This window comes from Pseudomonas sp. B21-040 (genome assembly GCF_024748695.1).
Taxonomy (GTDB): domain Bacteria; phylum Pseudomonadota; class Gammaproteobacteria; order Pseudomonadales; family Pseudomonadaceae; genus Aquipseudomonas.
Genome location: NZ_CP087176.1, coordinates 856,158 through 874,217, shown reverse-complemented (window position 1 = coordinate 874,217; position 18,060 = coordinate 856,158). Strand labels below are relative to the sequence as shown.

Below are 18,060 nucleotides of genomic sequence, written 5' to 3'. Positions count from 1 at the left end.
GCATCTGCATGCGGCGGCTCGACGTGGCCCTTGAAGTGCGCGAGTTAGAGGCTGCGAGCAACCTGAACCTTCTCGAAGACTTCGATCTTGTCACCGACTTTGACGTCGTTGTAGCTCTTCACGCCGATACCGCATTCCATGCCGGCACGTACTTCGGAAGCGTCATCCTTGAAGCGGCGCAGGGATTCCAGCTCGCCTTCGAAGATAACGATGTCTTCACGCAGTACACGGATTGGACGGTTACGGTGAACAACACCTTCGATAACCATGCAACCGGCGATCGCGCCAAACTTCGGCGAACGGAACACGTCACGCACTTCAGCAGTACCCAGGATGTTCTCGCGAACATCGCTGCCCAGCATACCGGTGAGGGCTTTCTTGACGTCTTCAATGATGTCGTAGATCACGTTGTAGTAACGCATATCCAGACCTTCCTGCTCGACGATCTTGCGAGCGCCAGCATCGGCACGCACGTTGAAGCCGAACAATACAGCGTTGGAGGCCAGTGCCAGGTTAGCGTCGGACTCGGTGATACCACCCACGCCGCCACCAACAACACGCACTTGCACTTCGTCGTTACCCAGGCCGTTCAAGGCACCGTTCAACGCTTCCAGCGAACCACGGACGTCGGATTTGAGGACGATGTTGAGCGTCTTCTTCTCTGCCTGACCCATGTTTTCGAAGATGTTTTCAAGCTTGCCGGCGTGAGCACGGGCCAGCTTGACTTCGCGGAACTTGCCTTGACGGAACAGAGCCACTTCACGGGCTTTCTTCTCGTCCGACAGCACGCTCATCTCATCGCCAGCGTCCGGGGTACCGTCCAGGCCGAGGATCTCGACAGGGATGGAAGGACCGGCTTCTTTGATCGGCTTGCCGTTCTCGTCGAGCATGGCACGTACACGGCCGTAGTTCGAACCGACCAGCACCATGTCGCCTTGGCGCAGGGTACCGTCTTGAACCAGAACGGTTGCAACCGGGCCACGACCTTTGTCGAGACGCGATTCAACCACGACGCCACGGCCAGGAGCCGATGGAGTCGCTTTCAGTTCCAGAACTTCGGCTTGCAGCAGAACAGCTTCGAGCAACTCGTCCACACCAGTACCGACTTTCGCCGAAACCGATACGAACGGGGTGTCGCCGCCCCACTCTTCCGAGGTCACGCCGTGAACCGACAGCTCGCTACGGATGCGATCGAGATCAGCGCCCGGCTTGTCGATTTTGTTCACTGCAACAACCAGTGGAACACCGGCAGCCTTGGCGTGCTGAACGGCTTCAATGGTCTGCGGCATCACGCCGTCGTCCGCTGCAACCACCAGGATCACGATGTCGGTCGCCTTGGCACCACGGGCACGCATTGCGGTAAACGCGGCGTGACCCGGGGTGTCGAGGAAAGTGACCATGCCGCGATCAGTTTCAACGTGGTACGCACCGATGTGCTGGGTGATACCGCCGGCTTCGCCAGCAGCTACCTTCGCACGACGGATGTAGTCGAGCAGCGAGGTTTTACCGTGGTCAACGTGGCCCATGACGGTCACAACCGGTGCACGGGAGAACGTCTCACCTTCAAACTTCAGGGACTCGGCCAGGGAATCTTCCAGGGCGGTGTCGCTGACCAGGGTCACTTTGTGGCCCAGTTCTTCGGCTACCAGCTGAGCAGTTTCCTGATCAAGCACCTGGTTGATGGTCGCTGGAGTACCCAGTTTGAACATGAACTTGATGATTTCAGCAGCCTTGACCGACATCTGATTGGCGAGATCGCCAACAGTGATGGTCTCGCCAATCTGCACATCACGCACGACAGGGCCGGTTGGGCTCTGGAAACCGTGGGCGTTGCGTTTCTTCAGCTTGGCCTTGCCGCGACCACCACGACGGAAGCCATCGCTTTCTTCGTCGGTAGTACGTGGCGCAACACGTGGCGCAGGCGCTTTCTCTTTGACCGAAGCACGATGCGGAGCGTTTTTGCGCTCGCCATCACCACCGCCGCTGCGACGATTGTTATCGTCGGCACGTGGTTTGTCCGGACGGCGCTGTTCGTTCTGCTTGTTGCGAACGTCAGCAGACGGTGCTGGTGCAGCCGCTACAACCGGCGCGCTTTCACGCACAGGTTCAGCAACTGCAGCAGGCGCTGCAACAGCGTCAGTCGAACCGTTTTGCGCAGCAGCAGGCTGGCGACGCGCTTCTTCTTCGGCGCGACGCTTGGCTTCTTCTTCAGCCTTCTGACGGGCAGCATTTTCTACTGCGCGACGTTCATCCAGTTCGCGTTTGCGCTCGGCTTCGATTTCTTCCGGGCTGCGCTGTACGAAAACTTTCTTTTTGCGGACTTCAACGCTGATGCTTTTGCTGCCAGCAACACGCAGGGTGCTGGTGGTTTTACGCTGCAGCGTGATCTTGCGTGGTTCTTCCACTTTCGCCTTGTGGCTGCTTTTCAAGTGAGTCAGCAACGATTGCTTCTCACTGTCAGTCACACTTTCTTCGGCGGCGGTGTGCGGCAGACCTGCCTCACGCATCTGCTGCAACAGGCGCTCTACCGGTGTTTTGACCTCATCGGCCAGTTGTTTCACCGTGACTTGCGTCATGCACTTCTCTCCTCAGGCCGCGCCTAATTACTCGAACCAGTGGGCTCGGGCGGCCATGATCAACTTGCCGGCACGATCATCGTCAATGCCGTCGATGTCGAGCAGGTCGTCAATAGACTGCTCGGCCAGGTCTTCGCGGGTAATTACGCCGCGCACCGCCAGTTCCATCGCCAAATCCTTGTCCATACCCTCAAGCGAGAGCAGGTCTTCGGCCGGATGGGCGTCTGCCAGCTTTTCCTCAGTAGCGATGGCTTTGGTCAACAAACGATCCTTGGCACGAGCGCGAAGCTCGTTGACGGTTTCTTCGTCAAAGCCGTCGATGTTGAGCATTTCTTCCAACGGTACGTAGGCAATCTCTTCCAGGCTGGTGAAGCCTTCATCTACCAGCACCTGCGCCAGGTCTTCGTCGACTTCCAGCTCGTCGATGAAGTTGCGCAGGATGTCGCCGGTTTCTGCTTGCTGCTTAGCCTGGATGTCCGATTCGGTCATCACGTTCAGGGTCCAGCCAGTCAATTGGCTAGCCAGACGCACGTTCTGACCACCACGACCGATGGCCTGAGCCAGATTGTCTGCGCCAACGGCGATGTCCATTGCATGGGCATCTTCGTCAACGATAATTGCCGCAACTTCAGCCGGGGACATGGCGTTGATTACGAACTGAGCCGGGTTGTCGTCCCACAGGACGATGTCCACACGCTCACCGCCCAACTCACCCGACACTGCCTGGACGCGCGAACCGCGCATACCGATGCAAGCGCCCTGCGGGTCGATGCGTTTGTCCTTGGAGCGGACCGCGATCTTGGCGCGCGAACCCGGATCACGGGATGCAGCCATTACTTCGATCAGGCCTTCAGCAATTTCCGGCACTTCGATGCGGAACAACTCGATCAGCATTTCCGGCGCGGTGCGCGACAGGATCAACTGCGGGCCGCGGTTCTCGGTGCGGATTTCCTTGAGCAGCGCACGCAGACGTACGCCAACACGGAAAGTTTCGCGAGAAATGATGTCTTCACGAGCCAGCAGCGCTTCAGCGTTGTTACCCAGGTCGACAATCACATTGTCGCGGGTCACTTTCTTCACGGTGCCGGAGATGATTTCCCCCAGGCGCTCGCGATAGGCATCAACGACTTGAGCACGCTCGGCTTCGCGAACTTTCTGCACAATGACTTGCTTGGCAGTCTGTGCAGCGATGCGGCCGAACTCGATGGACTCGATCTTTTCTTCGACTACATCACCAACCTTGGCACCAGGATGCGTTTCCGCAACCTTGCTCGGCCAGGTTTCGATGGCCGGATCGTCCAGATCTGCTTCTTCGACGACCGTCCAACGACGGAATGTCTCATAAGCACCGGTGTGGCGATTGATTTCCACACGCAGATCGACTTCGTCCTCGAAACGCTTTTTGGTAGCAGTGGCCAGGGCCAGCTCCAGCGCTTCAAAAATTACGTTTGCCGGTACGCCCTTTTCATTGGATACCGACTCAACAACCAGCAGTACTTCTTTGCTCATCGTACGCCTCGCCTTTCGCAAGCCATTGGATCCGCGGGATCCGCGTCTCAGTCAAAACTGGGAATAATGTTGGCCTTGTCGATCATATCGATCGGCAACAGGAACTCATGGTCTTCCACCTGCACCACGACGTCCTGTTCTTCTACACCGCGCAGAAGGCCCTGAAAGTTGCGTCGTCCTTCAAAAGGCGAGCGCAGCTTGATCTTCACTTGTTCACCGGCAAATTTTGCAAACTGCTCAATAGTGAACAGAGGGCGTTCCATGCCAGGCGAGGAAACTTCAAGGGTGTATTCAACGGCGATTGGATCTTCAACATCCAGGACACCGCTGATCTGACGGCTGACAATGGCGCAATCGTCCACCAGCACGCCGCCCTCTTTATCAATATAAACGCGCAACATCGAGTGACGACCCTGAGCCGAAAACTCGATACCCCAGCATTCATAGCCCAGGGCCACGACCACCGGGGCCAACAAGGCCTGCAACTCTTCTAGCTTGCTCGACACCTGAACCCCCTCGTGCATGTATGTGCATGCTATGCAAAATAAAAAAATGGGCGAAACGCCCATCCTTGAAACGCCGTCGAACAGCGGCGTTGAAAGTGTCCAGCTAACAAAAAGCCCCTTAAAAGGGGCTCCTTAAACTGGTTGCGGGGGCCGGATTTGAACCGACGACCTTCGGGTTATGAGCCCGACGAGCTACCAGACTGCTCCACCCCGCGACAAAGCTGGGGCGGAAGTATACGACCGATCCCCTACAGGGTCAATGTAACCTTCCACCTGCAAGAAAGCCCGCAACAGCGGGCTCTCCTGACTAATTGGTACCGAGAAGGGGACTCGAACCCCTACACCCTATGGGCACAACCACCTCAAGGTTGCGTGTCTACCAATTCCACCACCTCGGCAATACTACGTTTGAAACCCTTCTTACTTCTGCTCTTGAGCTGGAGGCACGTCAGTCGCTGGAGTAGCCGACTTTTGCTCTTGAAGCACCGGGACATCATCAGAAGCCGGTTGTTGCTTTGGAACTTCCAACACCGCTGGGTTTGGCAAACCTACTTGAGTCAGCTGGTGAGCTTTCTCTTTAGCAAAGTAACCTAACCCTAAGCTGGTTATGAAGAAACCTGCGGCAAGTATAGCAGTAAACTTACTAAGAAAGGTAGAGGAACCTTGGCTTCCGAACACAGTATTTGAAGCACCTGCTCCGAAAGACGCACCAGCATCTGCACCTTTACCCTGCTGTAGCAATACCAGAGCAACTACGCCCAATGCACCCAGCAGATGAAAAACGACTACGACTGTTTCCAGCATTTTTTCAGTTTCCCGCGGCGCGACAGATCGCACCGAACTCATCTGCATTCAGGGAAGCCCCACCAATGAGACCCCCATCGATATCCGGCATGCCGAACAGTTCGACCGCATTGGCCGCCTTCACGCTGCCGCCGTATAGAAGCCGCACACCTTGTGCGATTTCAGAATTCTTTTCCGCCAACTGCGCCCGAATGGCTGCATGCACATCCTGCGCCTGTTGCGGCGAAGCCGTCAGCCCGGTGCCAATGGCCCAGACCGGCTCGTAAGCGATCACAGCCTTTGCAAACACACCAACACCCAGCTCGTCGATAATGCTGTCCAGCTGAGCTGAGACAACTTCGATCGTTTTCCCAGCTTCACGCTGCTCAAGGGTCTCCCCTATGCACAACACCGGAATCAAGCCAGATGCCTGTGCCGCTGCGAACTTGCGAATCAGCACTGCATCCTGCTCGCCCATTATCTGGCGGCGCTCGGAGTGCCCGACAAGCACCAGGGAACAACCTGCATCCACCAACTGACTCGGTGCAACCTCACCGGTCAACGCACCTTGCTCGGATTCCACCGCAGAGTCCTGCGCGCCGACCGAGATCGACTTTCCTTGCAAGCCATCAATCACTTGATTGATATGCAGGCAAGACGGGAATACCGCTACATCAACACCGCTCGGCAAGGCTAAGTCACGAAGGCCGTTGATCAGCTCAGCGACGCTGGCGCGGGTACCGTGCATCTTCCAGTTACCAGCTACCATAGGGCGACGCATGCTGTACCTCGTCGGTCAAAGTGGGCGCAGATGTTACCCAACACAATCAAGGCTGGCAAGCCGAATTCAGGCAGAAACTTCAGTAACCAGTTTTGCCAGCTCTTCTGCGTAACCACGAACCTGCGTTTCGTCTTCGCCTTCGACCATGACACGTACCAATGGCTCTGTACCGGACTTGCGCAAGAGCACACGACCACGACCCGCCATAGCCTTGGTGACACGGTCGCTGGCTTCCTTAACCGCCGGATGATCGAGCGGGCTGGCACCACCGCCAAACCGGACATTGATCAACACCTGAGGGCACTTGCGAAGCGCTTGACGAGCCTGAGCCAGGCCCTCGGAGCGCCTTTTAAGCGCCATCAGCACCTGCAAGGCAGCAATGATCGCATCGCCTGTAGTGGTGTGATTGAAGCAGACGATATGACCCGAGTTTTCACCACCCACCAGCCAGTTACGCTCCAGCAAGTCCGCGATGACATAACGGTCACCAACATTGGCGCGAACAAAAGGAATCGACAAGTCCGCCAAGGCCAATTCCAGCCCGAGGTTACTCATCAGCGTACCAACCACGCCACCTTGCAGCTTGTCGCGCCCATGCAAATCGCGGGCAATGATGTACAGCAGCTCGTCACCATCAACAATGGCACCGGTGTGATCGACCATCAGGACACGATCACCATCACCATCAAAGGCGATACCCAGATCGGCATGCTCGGCCAATACCGCTGCCTGCAGTTGCCCCATATGAGTTGAGCCACAGTTGTCATTGATGTTCAGGCCATTGGGCTGGGCGGAAAGCACAACGACTTCAGCACCAAGCTCACGGAATACACTAGGTGCAACCTTGTAGGTCGCGCCATGGGCACAGTCGATCACGATCTTCAGCCCAGTGAAGCTGGTGCCGGTCGGAACGCTGCTCTTGCAAAATTCGATGTAGCGACCCGATGCGTCGTTGATTCGCGAGACTTTACCGATTTTGCTCGACTCAACCACGGTCATCGGAGTATCTAGCAACTCTTCGATCATCAGCTCGATATCGTCCGGAAGCTTGGTACCTTTCCCGGAGAAAAACTTGATGCCGTTGTCGTCGTGAGGGTTGTGCGAGGCACTGATCACGATACCGGCTTCAGCATGAAATGTGCGCGTCAGGTACGCGATCGCCGGAGTTGGCATCGGCCCCAGGAGCATCACATCAGCACCTGCCGACGTCAGACCGGCCTCAAGCGCGGACTCAAACATGTAACCCGAGATCCGGGTGTCCTTGCCAACCAACACCTTGCAGGCGCCCATTTTGCGGAACGCCATACCAGCAGCCCAGCCCAGCTTGAGCATGAAGTCAGGAGTAATCGGGTATTCACCGACACGGCCACGAATACCGTCAGTACCAAAGTATTTTTTGCTCATAAGTGCTCCATCATTCTTATTCGGCTGATTCCACCGCGGCGATCATCCGCACCACGTCCACTGTTTCGGCTACATCATGGACGCGCAATATACGCGCCCCCCTGGCCGAAGCCAGCGCCGCAAGAGCCAAACCACCGTACAAGCGCTCTCCAACCGGACGATTCAAGGCCTGACCAATCATGCTCTTTCGCGAAACCCCGACCAACAGGGGCCGCCCCAAGGCATGCAGGGCTTGCATATGCTTAAACAAGCTTAGATTGTGCTGCAAGGTCTTCGCGAAGCCAAAACCCGGATCCAGAATAATCCGCTCTGGCGGGATACCCACCGATGCACACAGCACCATGCGCTCGGCGAGAAACTCGCCTACCTCCCTGGTTACGTCCTGATAGTGCGGATCATTCTGCATGTCGCCCGGCTCGCCGAGCATGTGCATCAGACACACCGGCAGCCCGGTAGCCGCCGCAGCGTCCAGGGCACCGTCCCGACGCAGCGAACGCACATCATTGATCAACCCCGCACCCAACCGCGCAGTCTCACGCATGACCGCTGGCGTGGAGGTATCGACAGAAATAATCACATCGAGCTCGCGATTGATTCGCTCAACGATAGGCGCTACGCGCTCCAGCTCCTCAAGCGGTGAAACCGCACGGGCACCAGGGCGGGTCGATTCGCCACCGACATCAATCAGCGTCGCACCCGCCGCCACCATCGACTCGGCATGACGCAGCGCAGCATCGAACTGACTGTATCGGCCACCATCAGAAAAGGAATCGGGTGTGACATTGAGGATACCCATGACATGCGTCTGGGCCAAATCAAGAACCCGGTTGCCGCAAGGCAACCGGGTCGAAGACGGAACAAAAGTCATTTCAAACCTTATACGTCAGCAGCCGGACCGCCGATCGGTGTTTCCGGACGCTCATCCTGCACCACCGGAGGTGTACCGGAAGTACCGGTGCCACCCGACCAGTCACGAGGCTCGCGAGGCGCACGACCCGCCATGATGTCATCGATCTGATCGGCATCGATCGTCTCGTACTTCATCAAGGCATCGGCCATGGCATCAAGCTTGTCACGGTTGTCCGTGAGAATCTGTTTGGCCGTACCGTAGCACTGGTCAATGATGCTGCGCACTTCGGAGTCGATCAGCTTGGCTGTCTCACCAGAGAAACTTGCACTCTGGCCGCCACCGCCGCGACCGAGGAATACTTCACCCTCTTCTTCGGCATACATCAATGGACCGAGTTTTTCCGACAGGCCCCACTTGGTGACCATGTTCCGCGCGATCTGGCTGGCACGCATGATGTCGTTGGACGCACCTGTGGTGACACCATCGAAACCCAAGGTCATTTCTTCAGCGATACGACCACCGTACAGCGAGCAGATCTGGCTGATCAGCGCGCGCTTGGACAGGCTGTAACGGTCTTCTTCAGGCAGGAACATGGTCACACCCAGCGCACGACCGCGCGGGATGATCGAGACCTTATAGACCGGATCATGCTCAGGCACGACACGACCAACAATTGCGTGGCCAGCTTCGTGATAAGCGGTGTTCTGCTTTTCCTTCTCGGACATGACCATGGATTTGCGCTCGGCACCCATCATGATCTTGTCTTTCGCCAGCTCGAACTCTTTCATTTCAACAATGCGCTTGCCGGCACGTGCAGCGAACAACGAAGCTTCGTTCACCAGGTTAGCCAAGTCAGCACCGGAGAAACCTGGTGTACCACGCGCGATCACCGCTGGAGCAACATCGTCACCCATCGGCACTTTACGCATGTGCACCTTGAGAATCTGTTCGCGACCACGAATATCCGGCAGACCGACCACAACCTGACGGTCGAAGCGGCCTGGACGCAGCAACGCAGGGTCCAGTACGTCCGGACGGTTGGTTGCCGCAATAACGATGATGCCGTCATTCATTTCAAAGCCGTCCATCTCCACCAGCAACTGGTTGAGAGTCTGCTCGCGCTCATCGTGACCGCCGCCCATGCCGGCGCCACGATGGCGACCGACGGCGTCGATTTCGTCGATGAAAATGATGCATGGCGCATGTTTCTTGGCCTGCTCGAACATATCGCGAACACGGCTGGCACCGACACCAACAAACATTTCAACGAAGTCGGAACCGGAAATGGTGAAGAACGGTACTTTCGCTTCGCCGGCAATCGCCTTTGCCAGCAAGGTTTTACCGGTACCCGGAGGGCCGACCATCAGCACACCACGAGGAATACGGCCGCCCAGGCGCTGGAATTTGCCCGGATCACGGAGAAACTCGACCAATTCGCCGACTTCTTCCTTCGCTTCGTCACAACCGGCAACGTCAGCCAGAGTGGTTTTCACCTGATCTTCAGAGAGCAGGCGCGCCTTGCTCTTGCCGAAGCTCATCGGCCCACCCTTGCCACCGGCTCCGCCCTGCATCTGCCGCATGAAGAACATGAACACGGCGATGATCACCAGGATCGGGAAGCTTGCGACCAGGAGTTGAGTCCAGATGCTTTGCTGTTCAGGCTGCTTGCCCTCGACCACGACGTGGTTGTCCACGAGGTCGCCGATCAGACCGTTGTCCTGGATTGCCGGACGAATGGTCTTGAAGCTGTCGCCATCGGTGCGTTTACCGGTAATCACGTAGCCGTCAACCGCTACGCGCTCGACCTTGCCATCCTTGACCTGCTGGATGAAGTCGGAATAGTTGAGGGTCTGCGGCTCGTTAGGGCTGGAGAAGTTGTTCATCACTGTCACCAGGACAGCCGCGATGATCAACCACAGGATCAGATTCTTTGCCATATCGTTCAATTAACTACCCTCTGAAGCAAGCTCCGCTAATGGCGCGCGCTTCGCATGATATTCACCGGCCTAACTTACTACATTACCTACGGCTCTGGCAGGCGCCGTCTGTAACCCTTTGTGAAACACTTTCTACACAATATTCGCTAATGCTCACGGGGCGAAATACGAAAAACCTATCGCCCCGCCAAAAAAACCTCGTTTTACTCACTACGCCCGCGGTAACCCCAAGCCAACATGTATTGCTCGCGGGAACTGCCACGAGAAGAGTCTGGCTTGATCATCTGGATCTTGTCGAATTTCCGACGAGCATCCTTCAGGTAAACATCAAACCCTTCGCCCTGAAAAATCTTGATCACGAAATTACCACCTGGCTTGAGTATCCGTTCCGCCAAATCAAGCGCCAGCTCGCAAAGAAACATGGCTTTTGGCATGTCCACTTCAGGCGTACCACTCATATTGGGGGCCATATCGGAAATCACAAGGTCCACCTGCGAATTACCCACGGCTTCAAGGATCCGCGCGAGCACTCCGTCCTCGGTGAAGTCACCCTGGATGAAAGTCACGTCCGGAATGCTGTCCATTTCCAGAATGTCCGAGGCGATCAGGCGCCCCTGACCACCGATCAGACGGCTAGTCACCTGCGACCAACCCCCGGGCGCCGCACCCAGGTCGACAACGCTCATGCCGGGACGGATCAGATTGTATTTCTCCTGGACCTCCAGAAGTTTGTAACTCGCACGCGAGCGGTAGCCATCCTTCTGCGCCTGCTTCACATAGGGATCATTGACATGTCTTTTCAGCCAACCAAGGCTTGTCTTGGAACGCGCCATTGGGCACCTCGATGATAAGGGTCGTGATTAATTGGGCGGATCCACGAGCCCTCGGGTAAAATGGCCGCCATTTTACAGAATCCAGACGAAAGGGTCAGATTATGCCGCTCACTCAAGAGCAGAAGAAACAGTACAAATCCATTGGCCACCATCTGAAACCAGTTTTGATTGTGGCTGACAACGGTTTGACTGAAGGTGTGTTAGCCGAATTTGAACGCGCTTTGGCGGATCACGAGCTGATCAAAATCAAGCTCAACATCCTCGATCGCGAATCGCGCCTGGCGACCATTGCAGAACTCTGCAAGGTTGGCAAAGGGGATCTGGTTCAAGTCATCGGCAAGATGGCACTGATTTACCGCAAGAACTTCAGCGTCAACAAGCAGCTGTCGAACGTCCATCGCTTCAAGTGATGACAAGGGTCAAGGGTGTGCCTCGCGCACCCTGCCACTCCCTCCTGGCACCGGTTGTAACACCAGCAGCAGCCCGGAAAACCCCAACACCAGATAGCTGAACACCTGCCAACGCACCGCATCCGGCCAAGCAAAGCGCACCGCGAAAAACATCGCACACGCATACAGCGCCACCAGCAGCAGTTGCCCGCGAATATCGCGCCATAGACTGGCAAGGCCCTCGGTCTGAACCAGCACCAAAGCCTGAAAAATCACACACGCTGCGGCAAATCCCACCATCAGCGCATTCAGCATGCCTGCAATTTCGTCGATCAGCAGCGGCGCCAGGCCTATTTGACCCAGCGCCGGCGCCAGACCGATGTGTAACAGCCACAGGCCGCCAACCCACAACATCTGAGTCAGCTGCCAACCCATCGCGCCCGCACGTAGCGGGCGCAGGTCTTTAGATGTGGCGAACTTCGACAATCTCGTACTCGATGACGCCGCTTGGCGTTTTCACCGCCACCACATCACCCTCTTCCTTGGCAATCAAGGCGCGGGCCAGTGGCGATCCAACCGAAATCTTGCCCAGTTTGAAATCAGCCTCGTCTTCACCAACGATGTGGTAAGTCACGCGCTCATCCGTCTCAACGTTGGCAATCTCAACGGTGGTACCGAAAATCACTTTGCCTGTGTGAGGAATGCTCGTAACGTCGATGATGACCTGATTCTGAATCCGGCCTTCGATGTCACGAATACGCGCCTCGACCATACCCTGCTGCTCACGAGCAGCGTGGTATTCGGCGTTTTCCTTCAAGTCACCCAACTCGCGGGCCGTACCGATGTCCTGGCTGAGCTTCGGACGGACGACCTTGGTCAGGTGAGTATGTTCTTCTTCCAGGGCGCGAGCGCCCTGAACAGTCATTGGGTACTTGGTTATGCTCATGCCTTCAATCCTGCGTGTAGATCCTGCAAGCGGCGCACGGTCTTCTCGGGACCGAACTTCAGCGCTTCGCAGATAGCTTCGCCAGCAGCAATAGTCGTGGTGCAGTAGATCTTGTGCTGCAAGGCATTACGACGAATGGAGTACGAATCAGCGATCGACTGACGGCCTTCGGTGGTGTTGATGATCAGGGTGACTTCGTCATTCTTGATCATGTCGACCACGTGCGGACGACCCTCGGTCACCTTGTTCACACGACGCACTTTCAGGCCTGCGGCTTCGATCAGCTTGGCAGTACCGGCGGTGGCAACCACTTCGAAGCCCAAGTTGATCAGATCACGAGCCACGCCTGCAACCAGTGGCTTGTCGTCATCACGCACGCTGATGAATGCGGTACCGCCGGTCGGCAGCACTTCGCTGGCGCCCATCTGGGCCTTGGCGAATGCTTCACCGAAGGTATCGCCCACGCCCATCACTTCACCGGTGGACTTCATCTCTGGGCCCAGGATCGGGTCCACGCCAGGGAATTTGGCGAATGGGAACACCGCCTCTTTCACGCTGTAGAAGTTCGGAATGATTTCTTTGGTGAAACCGATTTCTTTCAGGGTTTTACCAGCCATCACGCGAGCGGCGATCATGGCCAGGGACACACCGATGCACTTGGACACGAACGGTACGGTACGGGAAGCGCGCGGGTTGACTTCGATGACGTAGATGTCTTCGCCTTGCAGCGCCAACTGAACGTTCATCAGGCCGACAACGCCGAGTTCCAGGGCCATTTTCTTGACCTGTTCGCGCATCTCGTCCTGGATGTGAGCAGGCAGCGAGTACGGCGGCAGGGAGCACGCGGAGTCACCGGAGTGAACGCCAGCCTGCTCAATGTGCTGCATGATCGCTCCGATCACCACGTCGGTGCCGTCGCAAACCGCATCCACGTCCATTTCGATGGCGCAGTTGAGGAAGTGGTCGAGCAGCACAGGGCTGTCGTTCGACACTTTCACCGCATCACGCAGGTAGCGCTTGAGCTCTTCTTCTTCGTAGACGATTTCCATCGCGCGACCGCCCAGTACGTAGGACGGACGAACCACTAGCGGGTAACCGATCTTGGTGGCAGCACGAATCGCTTCGTCTTCGCTGCGCACGGTGGCGTTTGGCGGCTGACGCAGGTTCAGACGCTCGACCATTTGCTGGAAGCGCTCACGGTCTTCGGCGCGGTCGATGGCATCAGGGCTGGTACCGATGATTGGTACGCCGGCTTCTTCCAGGGCACGCGCCAGTTTCAGCGGGGTTTGGCCGCCATACTGGACGATCACGCCTTTGGGCTTCTCGACGCGAACGATTTCCAGCACGTCTTCCAGGGTAACCGGTTCGAAGTACAGGCGATCGGAAGTGTCGTAGTCGGTGGAAACGGTTTCCGGGTTGCAGTTGACCATGATGGTCTCGTAACCGTCTTCACGCAGGGCCAGTGCCGCGTGTACGCAGCAGTAGTCGAACTCGATACCCTGGCCGATACGGTTTGGACCGCCGCCCAGGATCATGATCTTGTCGCGGCCCGACGGCGCGGCTTCGCACTCTTCCTCGTAGGTCGAGTAGAGGTAAGCGGTGTCGGTGGCGAACTCGGCCGCGCAAGTGTCAACGCGCTTGTAGACCGGGAAGATTTCCAGCTTGTGACGGTGACGACGCAGAGCCTTCTCGGTCACGCCCAGCAGCTTGGCCAGACGCATGTCGGAGAAGCCTTTGCGCTTGAGGCGGAACATCAAGTCGCGATCGATGCTGGTCAGACCGAGGGTCTTGACCTTCTCTTCTTCTTTGATCAGATCTTCGATCTGTACCAGGAACCACGGATCGATCATGTTCATGCCGAAGATGTCTTCGACCGACAGGCCGGCACGGAAGGCATCAGCCACGTACCAGATGCGCTCGGCGCCCGGCACGGTCAGTTCGCGCTTGAGCACGCTCATGCTTTCCGGGTTGCTCAGGTCGAGCTTCTCGTCCAGGCCGCAAACGCCCACTTCCAGACCGCGCAGGGCTTTCTGCAAGGATTCCTGGAAAGTCCGGCCGATGGCCATGACTTCACCGACCGACTTCATTTGAGTGGTCAGGCGGGCGTCGGCTTTCGGGAATTTCTCGAAGGCAAAACGTGGCAGCTTGGTCACGACGTAGTCGATGGACGGTTCGAAGGACGCAGGCGTAGCGCCGCCGGTAATTTCGTTCGACAGTTCGTCGAGGGTGTAGCCGATCGCCAGCTTGGCAGCGATACGCGCAATCGGGAAACCAGTGGCTTTCGAGGCCAGTGCCGAAGAGCGGGATACACGCGGGTTCATCTCGATCACGACCATACGACCAGTGTCCGGGCAGATGCCAAACTGAACGTTGGAGCCGCCGGTTTCCACGCCGATCTCACGCAGTACCGCCAACGAGGCGTTACGCATGATCTGGTATTCCTTGTCCGTCAGGGTCTGTGCTGGCGCAACAGTGATCGAGTCACCGGTGTGCACGCCCATCGGGTCAAAGTTTTCGATGGAGCAAACGATGATGCAGTTGTCCTTCTTATCGCGGACAACCTCCATCTCGTATTCCTTCCAGCCGATCAGGGATTCGTCGATCAGCAGCTCTTTGGTCGGAGACAGGTCCAGACCACGGGCGCAGATTTCTTCGAACTCTTCACGGTTGTAAGCGATACCGCCACCGGTGCCGCCCATGGTGAAGGAAGGACGAATGATGCACGGGAAGCCCAGGCGCTCGAGAACGGCGTTGGCTTCTTCCATGCTGTGGGCGATACCCGAACGCGGGCAGTCCAGGCCGATGGACTTCATCGCCTTGTCGAAGCGAGAACGGTCTTCAGCCTTGTCGATGGTGTCCGCGTTGGCGCCGATCATCTCTACGCCGAACTTCTCCAGGACGCCTTCGCGCTCCAGGTCCAGTGCGCAGTTCAGAGCGGTCTGGCCGCCCATTGTTGGCAGCAGCGCATCCGGACGCTCTTTCTCGATGATTTTGGCAACGGTCTGCCACTTGATCGGCTCGATGTAAGTCGCGTCGGCCATGTCCGGGTCGGTCATGATGGTCGCCGGGTTGGAGTTCACCAGGATGACGCGGTAACCCTCTTCGCGCAGGGCCTTACAGGCCTGGGCGCCGGAGTAGTCGAATTCGCAGGCCTGGCCGATAACGATCGGGCCAGCGCCGAGAATCAGGATGCTTTTAATGTCTGTACGTTTTGGCATGGGTTTGTCACTCAAATCCGCAGGTCAGTCGGCAAGCCGTCTTGTTCAATCTTTGAAGCCTTGAGGGGACCGCCGGTGTCGGGACCGCCCTCAAGCCTTGCACCAATAAAGGTGAGCGATCAGCGTCGCTTGGCCATCTCATTGATGAAGCGATCAAACAATGGCGCTACGTCGTTCGGGCCAGGGCTGGCTTCCGGGTGACCCTGGAAGCTGAAGGCGCTCTTGTCGGTACGCTCGATCCCTTGCAGGGTGCCGTCGAACAGCGATTTGTGGATCGCACGGACGTTGGCTGGCAGGGTCGCTTCGTCTACCGCAAAACCGTGGTTTTGGCTGGTGATCATCACCACACCGCTGTCCAGGTCCTGGACCGGGTGGTTGGCACCGTGGTGGCCGTGACCCATTTTCAGAGTCTTGGCGCCAGAGGCCAGGGCCAGCAGTTGGTGACCGAGGCAGATACCGAAGACCGGAATCTCGGTTTCCAGCACATCCTTGATCGCCTGAATCGCGTAGTCGCACGGCTCAGGGTCACCAGGACCGTTGGACAGGAACACGCCGTCCGGCTTCATCGCCAGAACGTCTGCGGCCGGAGTTTGTGCTGGCACCACGGTCACGCGGCAACCGCGCTCGACCAGCATGCGCAGGATGTTCAGCTTGACGCCGTAGTCGTAGGCGACCACGTGGTACGGCAGCTCGGAGGCTTCGATCGTCGCGTGGCTGTCGGTTTTCAGATCCCAGACCGTCGAGCGCCATTCGTATTGCTCTTTGGTGCTGACGACTTTGGCCAGGTCCATGCCCTTGAGGCCAGGGAAACCCTGTGCAGCGGCGATGGCGGCGGCTTCGGAAATGTTGTCACCGGCCATGATGCAGCCGTTCTGTGCGCCTTTCTCACGCAGGATGCGCGTCAGGCGGCGGGTGTCGATACCGGCGATAGCCACAACGTTGTTGGCTTTCAGGTAATCGGACAGGGACATCGTGTTACGCCAGTTGCTCGCAACCAGTGGCAGGTCACGGATGACCAGGCCAGCGGACCAGACGCGGTCGGATTCGGCGTCTTCCGGCGTGGTGCCGGTGTTGCCGATGTGCGGATAGGTCAGGGTAACGATCTGTTGGGCGTAGGAAGGATCGGTAAGGATTTCCTGATAGCCGGTCATTGCGGTGTTGAACACCACCTCACCAACGGTTTGACCGTCGGCTCCAATGGCTTCGCCGCGAAAAATGCTGCCATCAGCAAGGGCGAGTATGGCTGGCTTAGTCAAGAAGACCTCCCGTAAATAAAGCCTGAAAGGGCGATCGCAGGTTGTAAAAAAGCGGAGTGACGTATGGACACGTCACCCCGCTTCTTCACTGAATTATTCTGCGCGCTTTTAGTGGACACACTAAAGCTGTAGCTTACAGAAAAAGGCATTTTTGGTCTACCGCCAATGAGCCCGAAAGGCTGGAGAATGCGACAGGATGTCGCTTGGCGGTGTAAAACCGGGCTCAAACACTGTGTTTGAACCCGATTTCGGGCGCATCTTAACGCAGATCGAGCACGTCTTGCATGTCGTAAAGGCCTGGCTCACGACCATCCAGCCACAACGCCGCTCGCACCGCGCCTTTGGCGAAGGTCATGCGACTGGACGCTTTATGCGTGATTTCCAGACGCTCGCCCTCACAGGCGAACAGCACCGTGTGATCGCCAACCACATCACCACCGCGAACAGTGGCAAAGCCGATCGTTTCACGCTCACGCGCACCGGTATGACCTTCGCGACCATAGACCGCGACCTTTTGCAGATCACGATCCAAGGCGCTGGCGATCACTTCACCCATGCGCAACGCGGTGCCTGAAGGTGCGTCGATCTTGTGTCGGTGATGCGCTTCGATGATTTCGATATCCGCCTCATCACCCAGCACACGTGCGGCCATGTCGAGCAACTTCAGCGACAGGTTCACGCCAACACTGAAATTGGCCGCGAACACGATCGGAATCTCCTTGCCCGCCTCAGCCAGCAACTGCTTCTGCGCCGCATCCAGCCCGGTAGTGCCGATTACCATGGCCTTGCCGGTCTTGCGGCAGAACGCGAGGTTTTTCAGCATGACTTCCGGGAGCGTGAAGTCGATCAAAACATCGAACTCGTCAGCGACCGCATCCAGATTGCCGGACAACGGCACACCAATACGCCCCAGCGAGGCCAGCTCACCGGCATCCACACCAATCAGCGTGCTGCCGGGGCGCACGATGGCCGCCGTCAGACCGGTCAGCGGCGCGCGCTGCTGCACGGCCTCGACCAGGATTTTGCCCATGCGCCCGGCAGCGCCCATCACAGCTATACGTCGCATGCCGAC

Annotated in this window: 15 protein-coding genes and 2 tRNA genes; 1 reads left to right on the top strand and 16 read right to left on the bottom strand. The window is 57.4% G+C overall.

Annotation, left to right across the window (positions count from 1 at the left end; genetic code table 11):
• Positions 1 to 44: 44 nt before the first annotated feature.
• The 11 genes from infB to rlmE all read right to left on the bottom strand — a co-directional run bounded on the left by infB (position 45) and on the right by rlmE (position 11,179).
• Positions 45 to 2,576, bottom strand: coding sequence for a translation initiation factor IF-2 (gene infB / locus LOY55_RS03865; protein WP_109787599.1), 2,532 nt, complete (start codon positions 2,574 to 2,576; stop codon positions 45 to 47).
• Positions 2,577 to 2,603: 27 nt separating this feature from the next.
• Positions 2,604 to 4,085: a transcription termination factor NusA gene (gene nusA / locus LOY55_RS03860; RefSeq protein WP_007900474.1), complete on the bottom strand. Its 1,482-nt coding sequence runs from the start codon at positions 4,083 to 4,085 to the stop codon at positions 2,604 to 2,606.
• Between the two features lie 47 nt (positions 4,086 to 4,132).
• Positions 4,133 to 4,591, bottom strand: a complete 459-nt coding sequence (rimP, locus tag LOY55_RS03855; RefSeq protein WP_010463487.1) for a ribosome maturation factor RimP — start codon at positions 4,589 to 4,591, stop codon at positions 4,133 to 4,135.
• Between the two features lie 138 nt (positions 4,592 to 4,729).
• A tRNA-Met gene (locus LOY55_RS03850) sits at positions 4,730 to 4,806 on the bottom strand.
• A gap of 97 nt (positions 4,807 to 4,903) precedes the next feature.
• Positions 4,904 to 4,989, bottom strand: a tRNA-Leu gene (locus LOY55_RS03845).
• A gap of 22 nt (positions 4,990 to 5,011) precedes the next feature.
• Positions 5,012 to 5,395, bottom strand: a complete 384-nt coding sequence (gene secG / locus LOY55_RS03840; protein WP_017336473.1) for a preprotein translocase subunit SecG — start codon at positions 5,393 to 5,395, stop codon at positions 5,012 to 5,014.
• Between the two features lie 4 nt (positions 5,396 to 5,399).
• Positions 5,400 to 6,155 (bottom strand): triose-phosphate isomerase, encoded by a 756-nt coding sequence (gene tpiA, locus LOY55_RS03835; RefSeq protein ID WP_109787597.1) that lies wholly within the window; start codon positions 6,153 to 6,155, stop codon positions 5,400 to 5,402.
• A gap of 66 nt (positions 6,156 to 6,221) precedes the next feature.
• A complete protein-coding gene (gene glmM / locus LOY55_RS03830) occupies positions 6,222 to 7,559 on the bottom strand; it encodes a phosphoglucosamine mutase (RefSeq protein ID WP_109787596.1) in 1,338 nt (445 codons plus the stop codon).
• 16 nt (positions 7,560 to 7,575) lie between these two features.
• Positions 7,576 to 8,427 carry a dihydropteroate synthase gene (folP, locus tag LOY55_RS03825; protein WP_109787595.1) on the bottom strand — a complete coding sequence of 284 codons (852 nt, stop codon included), beginning with the start codon at positions 8,425 to 8,427 and terminating at the stop codon, positions 7,576 to 7,578.
• Between the two features lie 8 nt (positions 8,428 to 8,435).
• Positions 8,436 to 10,346, bottom strand: coding sequence for an ATP-dependent zinc metalloprotease FtsH (ftsH, locus tag LOY55_RS03820; protein WP_046031926.1), 1,911 nt, complete (start codon positions 10,344 to 10,346; stop codon positions 8,436 to 8,438).
• A 203-nt stretch (positions 10,347 to 10,549) separates the two neighbouring features.
• Positions 10,550 to 11,179: a 23S rRNA (uridine(2552)-2'-O)-methyltransferase RlmE gene (rlmE, locus tag LOY55_RS03815; protein WP_109787594.1), complete on the bottom strand. Its 630-nt coding sequence runs from the start codon at positions 11,177 to 11,179 to the stop codon at positions 10,550 to 10,552.
• Positions 11,180 to 11,280: 101 nt separating this feature from the next.
• Here rlmE and LOY55_RS03810 point away from each other — a divergent pair, with 101 nt between their 5' ends.
• The gene (locus LOY55_RS03810; RefSeq protein WP_046031924.1) at positions 11,281 to 11,589 is read left to right on the top strand and encodes a YhbY family RNA-binding protein; all 309 of its coding nucleotides are present in this window, start codon (positions 11,281 to 11,283) and stop codon (positions 11,587 to 11,589) included.
• Positions 11,590 to 11,598: 9 nt separating this feature from the next.
• On the opposite strand, the gene LOY55_RS03805 is transcribed toward LOY55_RS03810, so the two are convergent.
• From LOY55_RS03805 to dapB, 5 genes are all read right to left on the bottom strand, one after another.
• On the bottom strand, positions 11,599 to 12,003 hold the full coding sequence (locus LOY55_RS03805) for an MFS transporter (RefSeq protein WP_109787593.1): 405 nt from the start codon (positions 12,001 to 12,003) through the stop codon (positions 11,599 to 11,601).
• Positions 12,004 to 12,031: 28 nt separating this feature from the next.
• Complete coding sequence (gene greA / locus LOY55_RS03800) at positions 12,032 to 12,508, bottom strand: transcription elongation factor GreA (protein ID WP_046031963.1); 477 nt, start codon at positions 12,506 to 12,508, stop codon at positions 12,032 to 12,034.
• A 2-nt stretch (positions 12,509 to 12,510) separates the two neighbouring features.
• The gene (gene carB / locus LOY55_RS03795) at positions 12,511 to 15,732 is read right to left on the bottom strand and encodes a carbamoyl-phosphate synthase large subunit (RefSeq protein WP_109787592.1); all 3,222 of its coding nucleotides are present in this window, start codon (positions 15,730 to 15,732) and stop codon (positions 12,511 to 12,513) included.
• Between the two features lie 119 nt (positions 15,733 to 15,851).
• Positions 15,852 to 16,988, bottom strand: a complete 1,137-nt coding sequence (carA, locus tag LOY55_RS03790; RefSeq protein ID WP_046031921.1) for a glutamine-hydrolyzing carbamoyl-phosphate synthase small subunit — start codon at positions 16,986 to 16,988, stop codon at positions 15,852 to 15,854.
• 259 nt (positions 16,989 to 17,247) lie between these two features.
• Entirely contained in the window at positions 17,248 to 18,054 is an 807-nt protein-coding gene (gene dapB / locus LOY55_RS03785; RefSeq protein ID WP_223522699.1) for a 4-hydroxy-tetrahydrodipicolinate reductase, read from the bottom strand.
• Between the last annotated feature and the right edge of the window lie 6 nt (positions 18,055 to 18,060).

What these genes read in the sequence shown, in the direction of transcription:
- infB (WP_109787599.1), bottom strand. Translation starts at nt 2,576, where the DNA reads ATGACGCAAGTCACGGTGAAACAACTGGCCGATGAGGTCAAAACACCG.
- nusA (WP_007900474.1), bottom strand. Translation starts at nt 4,085, where the DNA reads ATGAGCAAAGAAGTACTGCTGGTTGTTGAGTCGGTATCCAATGAAAAG.
- secG (WP_017336473.1), bottom strand. Translation starts at nt 5,395, where the DNA reads ATGCTGGAAACAGTCGTAGTCGTTTTTCATCTGCTGGGTGCATTGGGC.
- tpiA (WP_109787597.1), bottom strand. Translation starts at nt 6,155, where the DNA reads ATGCGTCGCCCTATGGTAGCTGGTAACTGGAAGATGCACGGTACCCGC.
- glmM (WP_109787596.1), bottom strand. Translation starts at nt 7,559, where the DNA reads ATGAGCAAAAAATACTTTGGTACTGACGGTATTCGTGGCCGTGTCGGT.
- folP (WP_109787595.1), bottom strand. Translation starts at nt 8,427, where the DNA reads ATGACTTTTGTTCCGTCTTCGACCCGGTTGCCTTGCGGCAACCGGGTT.
- ftsH (WP_046031926.1), bottom strand. Translation starts at nt 10,346, where the DNA reads ATGGCAAAGAATCTGATCCTGTGGTTGATCATCGCGGCTGTCCTGGTG.
- rlmE (WP_109787594.1), bottom strand. Translation starts at nt 11,179, where the DNA reads ATGGCGCGTTCCAAGACAAGCCTTGGTTGGCTGAAAAGACATGTCAAT.
- LOY55_RS03810 (WP_046031924.1), top strand. Translation starts at nt 11,281, where the DNA reads ATGCCGCTCACTCAAGAGCAGAAGAAACAGTACAAATCCATTGGCCAC.
- LOY55_RS03805 (WP_109787593.1), bottom strand. Translation starts at nt 12,003, where the DNA reads ATGGGTTGGCAGCTGACTCAGATGTTGTGGGTTGGCGGCCTGTGGCTG.
- carB (WP_109787592.1), bottom strand. Translation starts at nt 15,732, where the DNA reads ATGCCAAAACGTACAGACATTAAAAGCATCCTGATTCTCGGCGCTGGC.
- dapB (WP_223522699.1), bottom strand. Translation starts at nt 18,054, where the DNA reads ATGCGACGTATAGCTGTGATGGGCGCTGCCGGGCGCATGGGCAAAATC.